The following is a 10,750-nucleotide window of genomic DNA, read 5'->3' on the forward strand; positions in this document are numbered from 1 at the left end:
AACGCCATGGCCAATCCGACCCTCGCTTCGCTTGCCGTCGACCTCGCAAGCGGCAAGACGTCCGCGCGCAAGCTGGTCGAGGAATGCATTGCCCGGATCGCCGATCCCGCAGGCGAGGGGCAGAGGACCTTCATCCACGTCGACAAGGAAGCGGCGCTGGAAGCGGCCGAGGCGATGGACCGCCTGCGCAAGGCCCATGCCGCGCCGTCGCCCTTTGCCGGCATTCCGGTCTCGATCAAGGACCTGTTCGACATCAAGGGGCAGGTGACGCGTGCGGGCTCGCGTGCGCTGGACGATTCGGCGCCCGCTGACAGCGACGCGTCCGCGGTGGCACGGTTGCGGCGCGCCGGCTTCGTCGTGATCGGCCGCACCAACATGACCGAGTTCGCCTATTCCGGCATCGGCATCAACCCGCATTACGGCACGCCGAAGAGCATCTGGAAGAGGAAGGAGGGCCATGTGCCGGGCGGCTCCTCGTCGGGCGCGGCGGTCTCGGTCGCCGACCGCATGGCCTATGGTGCGCTCGGCACCGATACCGGCGGCTCCTGCCGGATTCCGGCGGCCTATAACGGCATCGTCGGCTACAAGCCGACCCAGCGCCGCGTGCCGCTTGACGGCGGCGTGCCGCTGTCCTTCTCGCTCGACAGTTTCGGGCCGCTCGCCAATTCAGTCGCCTGCTGCCACGCGCTGGACGCCGTGCTCGCGGCCGAGCCGCCCACGCAGCTTGCACCGCGCCCGATCAAGGGATTGCGGCTGGCGGTGCCGACAACGGTTGCGCTCGACGATCTCGACGATGCCGTGGCCAAGACCTTCGAGCGCGCGCTGTCCGCGCTGTCGCGTGCGGGCGCGCTGATCGAGCGCGTCGAGGTGCCGGAATTCCTCGACGTCGGCCTGATCAACGCCAAGGGCGGATTTGCAGCCGCCGAGAGCTACGCCTGGCACCGCTATCTCCTCACCGCGAAAGGCGATGACTACGATCCCCGGGTTTCGGCGCGCATCCTGCGCGGCGAGGCAATCAGCGCCGCCGAATATATCGACATGCTCAACGCACGACGGTCGCTGATCGCCCGCATGGAAAAGCGCGCCGCGCCCTATGACGCGCTGGTGCTGCCGACCACCGCCAACACGCCGCCTGTCATCGCCGATCTCGCCGACGACAAGGCCTTTGCCGTCGCCAATCTCCGATCCTTGCGCAACTGCACACTGATCAACATGATCGACGGCTGCGCGATATCGCTGCCCGCCCATCGCGAGGGCGAGGTGCCGGTCGGGCTGATGCTGGCCGCCACCGGCGGCTCGGACCGCCGCATCTTCGAGATTGCCGCCGGAATAGAGGGAGCGATCCGTGTTTGATCTGACCTTCACCATCGACGACAAGGGCGCCCCGACCCCGCTGACGCTGCCGATCGACCAGGCCGTGATCGCCGGCTGGACCGGCCGCGATCCGGTCGCGCGCGACAAGCACATCGCCGAGCTCGAAGCCCTCGGCATCGCGCGTCCGGCGACCACGCCGATCTACTACCGCGTCTCGGCGCGGCGGCTGACCACGGAGGACTCGATCGAGGTCTGCGGCAACGAGAGCAGCGGCGAGGTCGAGTTCGTGCTGATCGGCTGGCAGGGCCGCGTCTTTGTCGGGCTCGGCTCAGACCATACCGACCGCAAGGTCGAGGCCTACAGCGTCACCGTCTCCAAGCAGATGTGCGACAAGCCGGTCGCCTCCGAGCTCTGGGAACTCGAGGACGTCATCGGCCACTGGGACCGGATGATCCTGCGTTCCTATGCCTGGATCGGCGGCAAGCGGGAGCTGTACCAGGAGGGTACGCTGGATGCGATGCTGCCGGTGAAGGAACTGATCCGCGGCTGCTTCGCCGACGGCAGGCTGCCTGACGGCTGCGCCATGTTCGGCGGCACCTTTGCCGCCAAGGGCGGCATAAGGCCCGCCGACCGCTTCGAGTTCGAATTCGAGGATCCCGTGCTCAAGCGTTTCATCCGCCACGCCTATGACGTGATCACGCTGCCGGTCCGGGGGTAATGGCAGTCGGAAATCGGGTGGCGGAAGCGTCCTGCGCGCGCCAGATTAGTGGCATGAAAGCAACCGCCAAAACCACACTCCGTCCCGTTCCGTCGCCCGATACCGCCGCGCGCGTCGATGCGATCGACTGGAGCCGCGCCATCGCCGACCTCGACACGCAGGGCTGCGCGGTCCTGAAAAGCCTGCTCACGCCGGACCAGTGCCGTACGCTTGCCGCGCTCTATCCTGACGACGCGCATTTCCGCAGCCGCATCGTGATGGGGCGTCACGGCTTTGGCCGCGGCGAGTACAAATATTTCAACTACCCGCTGCCGGACCTGATCGCCGAGCTGCGGCCACGGCTTTATGCGCGCCTGGTGGGCCTCGCCAACCGCTGGAACGAGACGATGGGGATCGATATCCGCTATCCCGACCGGCACGAGGCGTTCCTCGCGCGCTGCCATGACGCGGGCCAGAAGCGGCCGACGCCGCTGCTGCTGCAATATCATGAGGGCGACTACAACTGCCTGCATCAGGACCTCTACGGCGAGCATGTGTTTCCGCTGCAGGTCGCGATCCTGCTCTCCGAGCCCGGTCGCGATTTCGAGGGCGGCGAGTTCGTGCTGACCGAACAGCGGCCGCGCATGCAGTCGCGCGCCGAGGTGGTGCCGCTCGCCCAGGGTGACGCGGTCGCCTTTGCCGTGCATCACCGCCCGGTGCAGGGAACGCGCGGCTTCTATCGCGTCAACCTGCGCCACGGCGTGAGCCGGTTGCGTTCGGGCAAGCGCCACACCGTCGGCGTGATCTTTCACGACGCCAAGTGAGCACAGCGCAGGCGGGTTCGCAGCTTGACTGATCTGTTCGATGCCGTCCCCGATGTACGACCGTCCCGCGAGACGATGGCGGACGGTGCCGTGCTGCTGCGCGGCTTTGCTCGGGCTGATGAGCAGGTGCTGCTCGCCGCCTTGCGCGAGATCACAGCCGCAGCACCATTCCGGCACATGGTTACGCCGGGCGGTTACCAGATGTCGGTCGCGATAACCAATTGCGGCGATGTCGGCTGGGTCACCGACCGCTCCGGCTACCGCTATGACGCGGTCGATCCCGGGTCCGGAAAACCATGGCCGGCAATGCCGTCAGCCTTTCGCGCATTGGCGGCGCGGGCGGCGGCTGAGGCGGGATTTCCCGCATTTGCGCCCGACGCCTGCCTGATCAACCGCTACGAGCCGGGCGCGCGCCTCTCGCTGCACCAGGACCGCGACGAGCGCGATTTCGCCAGTCCCATCGTCTCGGTGTCGCTCGGCCTTCCCGCCATCTTCCTGTTCGGCGGCCTCAAGCGCAGCGACAAGCCGCAGCGCTACCGGCTCGAACACGGCGATGTCGTGGTCTGGGGCGGGCCGTCGCGGCTCTTCTTCCATGGCGTGGCGCCGCTTGCCGACGGCGAGCATGCGCTTCACGGGCGCGTGCGCGTCAATCTGACCTTCCGCCGGGCGCGCTGACCTCAAGGCCGACGTTCCATCCGCGCCTGGCCCGGTCTATGCTGCCGGCCATGACCGCGGCTGAATTTGAAGTCGGCTCCGACAGGGCGGGCGCCAATCGCACCGGCGTCTATCTCGCCGTCCTCCAGCTCGTGTTCACGCTTCTGTGGACCACCTATGTGATCTACCTGCCGAAGCTTGCGGCCGAAGTCGGCATCGCGCCGACCGCGGTCATCCTGATCCTGATGATGGACCAGGCCATCTTCACGATCACCGACACCGCGATGGGCATCGCAGCAGATCGGATCGCGCGGCTTGCTGGCCGGCTTGCGCCCTTCGTCGGCCTGCTGACGGCGCTGTCCTGCGCCGCCTTCGTGGCGCTGCCCTTTGTCGCCGGCGCCGGCAAAGGCGCGCAGGGCTGGTTCATCGCGCTGATCGTGATCTGGGCCGTCACCTCATCGGCACTGCGCGCGCCACCCCTGACGCTGCTCGGCAAGCACGCCGCGAAACCGCGGCTGCCATTCCTCGCGGCGCTGGTGATGCTGGGCTATGGCATTGCCGGCGCGGTCTCACCCTATCTTGGCGTTGCGCTCCGCGATCACGACGCCCGGCTGCCTTTCGTGATCTCGAGCGTCGTGCTGCTGATCGTCACGCTCGGTCTTTTCAGGATCGAACAGCACGTGGCAACGGAGGCGCCGGCGAAGCTCGCGGCGCCGGCAAAATCCATCGGCACGGTGCCCGTCATCTTCATCGTTGCGATGATGGTGCTGGCGCTCGGCTATCAGCTGCATTTTTCCATCAACAGCGCTCCGTTCTATCTGCGCTTTGCCAAGCCTGCAGACCTGCAATGGCTGCTGCCGGTTTTCTGGATCGGCTTCAACCTCGCAATCTTTCCGGCGAGCAGGATCGTGAAACATCGTGGCGGCCTGATCGTGATGGGCGCGTCGGGCCTGCTCGGGGCGCTTGCGATCATCGCAACCGAGTTCGCCGGCGGGCTCACCACCATGATCGTCGCGCAATTCGTCGCCGGCGCGGCCTGGGGCGGCATGCTGATGAGCGCGATCTCGGCGGCACTCGCGATCGGCTCGGGCGGCACGGAAGGCAAGGTGACGGGGCTCGTCTTCTCCGCGCTGGCGCTGGCAACGTTTGCGCGCATGGCGGCGGTGGCCGCTGGCCTGCAGAAGCTGCCGGACTATGCGCCGCTGTTGCAGTGGGCGCCGGTGGCGTGCTGGTCGGTTGCCGGCGCCGGGCTGCTGGTCATCGCCGCGGCGCGCGCGCAGGGCGCGTCGCTGCAGCGGGTGTGAAACCTTCCGCGCGCTAGTTGTTTCGCGCCGGGTGGATGTAGGTCCAGGGCGTCGTCTCGGAATCCCGCGTCACCTCGACCGCGATCAAATAGGGGCCGCCATGGGCGAGCGCTTTCTCCAGCGCGGGGCGGAAGTGGTCCGGTGACGTCACGCGGCTTGCCGCGACGCCAAAGGACTCGGCGAGCTTGACGAAATCCGGATTGACGAGGTCGGCGGCGACCACGCGGCCGTCGAAGCGCTGGACCTGGTCGCGCCGCACATTGCCGTAGGCGTTGTTGTTGAACACCAGCGTCACCACGCCGATGTTGAACTGCACGGCGGTCGCCAGCTCCTGCACGCCGAACATGAAGCCGCCATCGCCGGTGATCGCGACCACGGGCCGGTCCGGGTTGGCGACCTTGGCGCCGAGCGCGGTGGGAAAGCCCGAGCCGAGCGTGCCCTGATAGCCCGACGTGATGAAGGTGCGCGGCTCGTAAATCGGAAAGCCGTACCACGAGGCGAAACCGACCTGCGACAACTCATCGGTCACGATGGCGTTGGGCGGCAGCACCTCGCGCAGGATGTTCAGGTAAGCCATCTGCGGCTGCACCTTCTGGATCTCCTGATGCGCCGCGGCCGTTGCCTCGCGAATCTCGCCGCGGCGGCCACTCGTCTTTCTGTAGCCGACCTTCCTGACCGCGGCAGTAAGCGCGCGCGTGCCGCTCTGCGCATCCGAGATGACGGCGACGTCGGGCGTGTAGCGGCGCATTTCCGAGGGATCGATGTCGATGCGGACGGACTTCAGTCCGTCGGGTCGGTACGGCCAGCGCGACATCGTCGGCAATTCCAGCCTTGTGCCGATCCCGATCATCAGGTCGGTCTGCGGCCACAGCCGATAGGCCGCGGCCATGGTCAGGCCGAGCTCATGCGCGTTGGAGACGATGCCGCGCCCGCTGCGGAACGCCACGACCGGCGCGTCGATCAGCTCGGCGAGCTCGAGGATCTCTTCGCGCGCATGGATGGCGCCGCTGCCGACGAAGATCATCGGCCGCTTGCCGGCGGCGACGAGCGTCGCGGCGTCCTTGATGCGATCGGCGTCGGGCGCCGGCGCGGGGAGGGGGGCAAGCACCTTCGCCGGGCCCGTCTCGGCCTGCTGCGTGAACACGTCCCAGGGCATTTCCACCGCCGCAGGCCCGCGCCGCCCGGACAGCATTTCCTGGAACGCGCGCGAAACCGTTGCGGGCGCAAGGTCGGGATATTCGATCCGCTCGGCCCATTTCACGAAGGTGCGCAGCGTCGCAAGCTGGTTCGGCATTTCGTGCAGATGGCCGCGGCCCTTGTCGAGGAACTGCGTCGGCACCTGGCCGGTCAGGCACAGCACCGGCTCGTTGGCGCCGTAAGCGGTGAGCAGCGCCGCGCCGGCATTGAGCACGCCCGGGCCCGGCACCACGCTGAACACGCCAGGCTTGCCGCTCGAGCGCGCATAGCCGAACGCCATATAGCCGCAGGCCTGCTCGTGCCGCGCGCCGATCACCTTCAGCTGCGCCTGCTGGAACGCGTCGAACAGGCCATAGACCTGCGCGCCGGGCAGGCCGAACACGGTGTTGACACCGTGCGCGACGAGGCCGCTCACGATCGCTTCGCCGCCGGTCATGGATGTCATGATGGATCCGTCTCTCAGGGTTGTTCGTCGACGACGCCGTTGCGAAGCAGGCCGATGCCTTCGGCCTCGACCTCGATGACGTCGCCGGGCTTCAGATAGCGCGGCGGATCGAAGCGCGCGCCGGCGCCGGTCGGCGTCCCCGTGACGATGACGTCGCCGGGCACCAGCGTCGTGAAGGTCGAGATGTAGCTGATGATATAGCGGAAGCCGAACATCATGCGGCTGGTGCGGTCGTCCTGCCTGATCTCGCCGTTGACCTTCGTCGTCAGCCTGATGTCCGCGATCTGTGCCTCGCCGGTATAGGGCACGAGCCAGGGGCCGAGGCTGCCGGTCGAATCGAAATTCTTGCCCTGCGTGACGTTGAACTTCGCGTGCCGCACCCAGTCGCGGATGGTGCCCTCATTGGACAACGTGACGGCGGCGATGTGATCGAGCGCCCTGGCTTCCGCGATGTGGCGGCCCGGCTTGCCGATGACGACCACGACCTCGCCTTCATAGTCGAGCTGGTTCGAGGCGCGCGGGCGCACCAGCGGCGTGTTGTGGCCGACAAAGGAGCGCGGCGTGCGCATGAACATGCTGGGATATTTCGGCATATCCGAGCCGTCCTTGTACTCGGCATTGCGGTCAGGATAGTTGACGCCGATGCAGATGATCTTTTCGGGCGAGGGGATCGGCGGCAGCCAGGTGATGGCCTCGAGCGGATAGTCCGGCTTCTGGCCTGCGCCTGCCTCGGCGAGTTTTGCAAGCGCGCCGGCGGCAATCGCCTCGCGCAAGGTCGGATAATCCTGCTTGAAGCGCGCGGAGAGATCGATGATGCCGCCGTCGGTGACGAGACCGTAGCGGGTCGATCCGTTGGGGGAGAAGGTGGCAAGGCGAGGGGAGGTCATCGGGGAAGTCTTTCCGGTTCAATCGGCAAAAGTTACGTCGGCCACGGACAGCGCGTCGCGTACGAGATCGGGTCTCGCCGCGACCCTATCAATGCGCCTCTGCCTTCAGCGCCTCGTGGATGTTGTTGCGCTTCCAGCTCGTCTCCTTGTCGTTGATCTGCATGTCGAACGACAGGGCGAACCGGCTCTGGGCAAAGACCGGATCGAGATGATCCGAAAGCGCCTTGAAGATGTGCTCGCCCGCCTTCTTGCGGGCGGCAAGGTCGCGGCCCTCGCCGAGCCTGAGCACCATGGCGAGGAAGCCGAGACCGGGGCTGCCGTCGGCGATGGCATAGTGCTCGCAACGGATGGCGCGGACGCGGATGCCGCCGAGCGGAAAGATGCCGGTTTCGACGGCGGCCTTCCGCACGATCTCGACCACTTTGGCCATGTCGACGCGCGCATCGAGATTGGCGGAATATTCGATGGTGAAATGCGGCATGCGGGATCACCCCTTAACGATTGTCCGGCTCGTCAGGCGAAGTAGCAGCTCACCGAGCCATACGGTCCATAGTCGGCCTGAATTGTGTCGCCCTTGCGGGTCTCGATCGGGCGGATGAACGAGCCCGCCAGCACGACCTGGCCGGGCTCCAGTGCAAGCCCCAGCGGCGCGATCTTGTTGGCGAGCCAGGCGACGCTGGTGGCGGGATGGTTGAGCACGCCGGCGGCAAGGCCGGTCTCTTCCAGTTGTCCGTTGCGGAAGCACAGCGCACCGATCCAGCGCAGGTCGGCCTCCAGGGGGCGGATCGGCCGGCCGCCGAGCACGATGCCGGCATTTGCCGCATTGTCGGCGATGGTGTCGAAAATCTTTCGCGTCGCCTTGGTTTCGGGGTCGACGCGTTGCACGCGCGTGTCGAGGATTTCCAGCGCCGGCACCACATAGTCGGTGGCGTTGAGCACGTCGAACATCGTGCAGTCGGGACCGGCCAGCCGCTTGCTCATGATGAAGGCCAGCTCGGCTTCGACGCGGGTGCCAATGAAGCGGTCGGATGGCACCAGCCCGCCGTCGGCGAAGAACATATCATCGAGCAGCACGCCGGAATCCGGCTCGTCGATGTTGAGCGCGCTCTGCATCGCCTTCGAGGTCAGCCCGATCTTGTGACCTTTGACGACGCGGCCTTCCGCCACCTTCATCCCGACCCAGGCCTTCTGGATCGCGTAAGCGTCCTCGATCGTGATCGCGGGATATTCGAGCGAAAGCTGCCGGATCTGGGTTCGGGTTTTTTCCGCCCGGTGCAGGCGTTCGGCGGCTGCGCGGATGTCGTCCTTGGAAAGAGCCATGAGTGACCTGCAAAAAGGGCGTGCCGGAAATTGATTAACATGTTAAGCGTATCCGGGCAAACCGAATTGCCGTTTGCTGCAGTGCAAACGCGGTTCGTTGCCATGGCGGACGATCAGATGGCGCGAAAAAAATCGCCTGGGAGTTCCGAACAGCGCTTGGCTGATGGCCGCGCCGCGCCGATCCGCGACTTTTCCCGCTCGCTGCCGATGACGCTGCTGCGCACGCGGGAAGCCGTGATGCGCCAGTTCCGGCCCTCGCTGCGTCAACATGGGCTGACCGAACAGCAGTGGCGCATCCTGCGCGCGCTGGCCTCCGTCGAGGCCGTCGAGGTGACCGAGCTGGCGCGGATGGCATTCCTGCTGGGACCAAGCCTGTCGCGGATCCTGCGCGACCTGGAGACCCGCGGGCTGATCGAGCGGCGCGCTGCCGAGAACGATTTGCGGCGCGCCCGGGTCTCGATCTCGCAGGAGGGGTTGAAGCTGATCGAGATCGTCGCGCCTTATTCCGAGGCGATCTACGCCGAGATCACGAGACGCTATGGCACGTCGCGGCTCAAGGATCTGCAGCAGATGCTGGGCGCGCTGGAAGGCAGCCTGGCCAGGCTGGAGGGCGCGACGTCCGAGGATGGCGAGAGCGAAGAGTAACTGCAAATTTGCATGGCGAGCCAATCGCCGCGCATAGCTCCGACAAACTGCCTACAATTTGAACATCGGCGCTTCCGGCTTTTGCGGCAGCGGTCGCGGTGGCAAACCTGTGTTTCGTGATGGTCGGGCACTGACATATCAATTTACTCCCGCCGCGATAGTCCGTAAGTAGCGATGCGGTCTTGCGTGAAGCACGCTATCCGACCGCCAAAACATCAATGAACAGCCGGCGGAAAAGTCCGGTTCAGGGAGGAAGTGAATGAAATTAACGAGACGCGAATTCGCGGCCGGTGTCGCCGCAGGCCTGGCGGCGCCCCATGTCATCACGGCTGCGAGGGCGCAGGGGTCGACCATCCGGATCGGCATGTGCGTGCCGATCACGGGGCCGGCGGCGGAGCAGGGGCTCTGGGCGCAGAACGGCGCCAAGCTCGCGCTCGCCGCAGTCAACAAGGCGGGCGGCGTTCTCGGCAAGCAGGTCGAGCTCGTCATCGAGGACGACCAGACCACCAATCCTGGCATCGTGCTGGCCTTCTCGAAACTGGCCGCCCAGTCCGACATCGTGGCTTTCCTCGGCTCGATCCGCTCGACCCAGGTGCAGGCCATGGCGCCCGACGTGCTGAAGCTCGGCAAGCCCGTGATGATCGGCGGCACCAACCCGGACCTCACCCATTCCGGCAATCCCTGGATCTTCCGCTTCCGCCCCAACGACAACTATTCGGGGCGCGTGATTGCAGATTTCGGCGTCAACACGCTCGGCAAGAAGAAGTGGGCGATCGTCCATTCGACCGACGCCTTCGGCACCGCCGGCGGCAAGGCGCTCGCGGACGCGCTGACCAAGCTCGGCGCCCCGCCGGTGCTCGATCAGGGTTACGCTAACCAGAGCCAGGATTTCACGCCCGTCGTGCTCGCGGTGAAGCAGTCCGGCGCCGACGTGCTCGGCACCTACTTCACCTTCGAGAACGATCTCGGCATCTTCGGCCGCCAGTTGCGCCAGCTCGGCGTCAATATTCCCTGGGTCGGCTCGCCTTCGGTGGTTGCGGTTTCCTCGACCAAGCTCGCCGGTGCCGCGCTTTACGGGACTTACGGGGTTGCCGATTTCGCGGAGGATTCCAGCGAGGCTTCGAAAGCCTTCGGCAAATCCTACCGCGACGCCTACAAGACCGCGCCCGACAACCAGAGCGCATGGCCCTACGACGCCATCACCATCCTGTCGGCTGCGATCAACAAGGCCGGCTCGACCGATCCCAACAAGATCCGCGACGCGATCCTGGCCACGCAGAAATTCGCCGGCGCCGAAGGCGAATACAATTTCGACAAGAATGGCGACGGCCTGCACGGCTACAACGTCGTGCGCAATGAAAAGGGCACGATCGTCTACGACAAGCACATCGACTTCAACGATTGATCGCGCATCGCCGGCCTCCCATCATTGACGGGAGGCCGGACCTTGCCGGCCGGGGCTT

Annotated in this window: 11 protein-coding genes; 7 read left to right on the top strand and 4 right to left on the bottom strand. The window is 66.1% G+C overall.

Annotation, left to right across the window (positions count from 1 at the left end):
* Positions 1-6 precede the first annotated feature (6 nt).
* The 5 genes from QOU61_RS13145 to QOU61_RS13165 all read left to right on the top strand — a co-directional run bounded on the left by QOU61_RS13145 (position 7) and on the right by QOU61_RS13165 (position 4,793).
* Positions 7-1,353, top strand: a complete 1,347-nt coding sequence (locus QOU61_RS13145; RefSeq protein WP_289659001.1) for an amidase — start codon at positions 7-9, stop codon at positions 1,351-1,353.
* Positions 1,346-2,032 (top strand): DUF2848 domain-containing protein, encoded by a 687-nt coding sequence (locus tag QOU61_RS13150; protein ID WP_289659003.1) that lies wholly within the window; start codon positions 1,346-1,348, stop codon positions 2,030-2,032. The genes QOU61_RS13145 and QOU61_RS13150 overlap by 8 nt, the downstream gene beginning before the upstream one ends.
* Before the next feature lie 53 nt (positions 2,033-2,085).
* Positions 2,086-2,835: a 2OG-Fe(II) oxygenase gene (locus QOU61_RS13155; RefSeq protein ID WP_289659005.1), complete on the top strand. Its 750-nt coding sequence runs from the start codon at positions 2,086-2,088 to the stop codon at positions 2,833-2,835.
* A gap of 75 nt (positions 2,836-2,910) precedes the next feature.
* Positions 2,911-3,510: a DNA oxidative demethylase AlkB gene (gene alkB / locus QOU61_RS13160; protein WP_289661490.1), complete on the top strand. Its 600-nt coding sequence runs from the start codon at positions 2,911-2,913 to the stop codon at positions 3,508-3,510.
* Positions 3,511-3,560: 50 nt separating this feature from the next.
* Positions 3,561-4,793, top strand: coding sequence for an MFS transporter (locus QOU61_RS13165; RefSeq protein ID WP_289659007.1), 1,233 nt, complete (start codon positions 3,561-3,563; stop codon positions 4,791-4,793).
* Between the two features lie 13 nt (positions 4,794-4,806).
* On the opposite strand, the gene QOU61_RS13170 is transcribed toward QOU61_RS13165, so the two are convergent.
* The 4 genes from QOU61_RS13170 to hpaH all read right to left on the bottom strand — a co-directional run bounded on the left by QOU61_RS13170 (position 4,807) and on the right by hpaH (position 8,642).
* Positions 4,807-6,435: a thiamine pyrophosphate-dependent enzyme gene (locus tag QOU61_RS13170; protein ID WP_289659009.1), complete on the bottom strand. Its 1,629-nt coding sequence runs from the start codon at positions 6,433-6,435 to the stop codon at positions 4,807-4,809.
* 14 nt (positions 6,436-6,449) lie between these two features.
* On the bottom strand, positions 6,450-7,322 hold the full coding sequence (locus QOU61_RS13175) for a fumarylacetoacetate hydrolase family protein (RefSeq protein ID WP_289659011.1): 873 nt from the start codon (positions 7,320-7,322) through the stop codon (positions 6,450-6,452).
* Positions 7,323-7,410: 88 nt separating this feature from the next.
* On the bottom strand, positions 7,411-7,803 hold the full coding sequence (locus QOU61_RS13180) for a 5-carboxymethyl-2-hydroxymuconate Delta-isomerase (protein ID WP_289659013.1): 393 nt from the start codon (positions 7,801-7,803) through the stop codon (positions 7,411-7,413).
* Between the two features lie 32 nt (positions 7,804-7,835).
* Entirely contained in the window at positions 7,836-8,642 is an 807-nt protein-coding gene (hpaH, locus tag QOU61_RS13185; RefSeq protein ID WP_289659015.1) for a 2-oxo-hept-4-ene-1,7-dioate hydratase, read from the bottom strand.
* A 117-nt stretch (positions 8,643-8,759) separates the two neighbouring features.
* Here hpaH and hpaR point away from each other — a divergent pair, with 117 nt between their 5' ends.
* Positions 8,760-9,287 carry a homoprotocatechuate degradation operon regulator HpaR gene (gene hpaR, locus QOU61_RS13190; protein WP_289659017.1) on the top strand — a complete coding sequence of 176 codons (528 nt, stop codon included), beginning with the start codon at positions 8,760-8,762 and terminating at the stop codon, positions 9,285-9,287.
* A 259-nt stretch (positions 9,288-9,546) separates the two neighbouring features.
* On the top strand, positions 9,547-10,692 hold the full coding sequence (locus QOU61_RS13195; RefSeq protein WP_289659019.1) for an ABC transporter substrate-binding protein: 1,146 nt from the start codon (positions 9,547-9,549) through the stop codon (positions 10,690-10,692).
* The last annotated feature ends 58 nt before the right edge of the window (positions 10,693-10,750 follow it).

It is taken from the genome of Bradyrhizobium sp. NP1, from assembly GCF_030378205.1.
GTDB lineage: Bacteria > Pseudomonadota > Alphaproteobacteria > Rhizobiales > Xanthobacteraceae > Bradyrhizobium.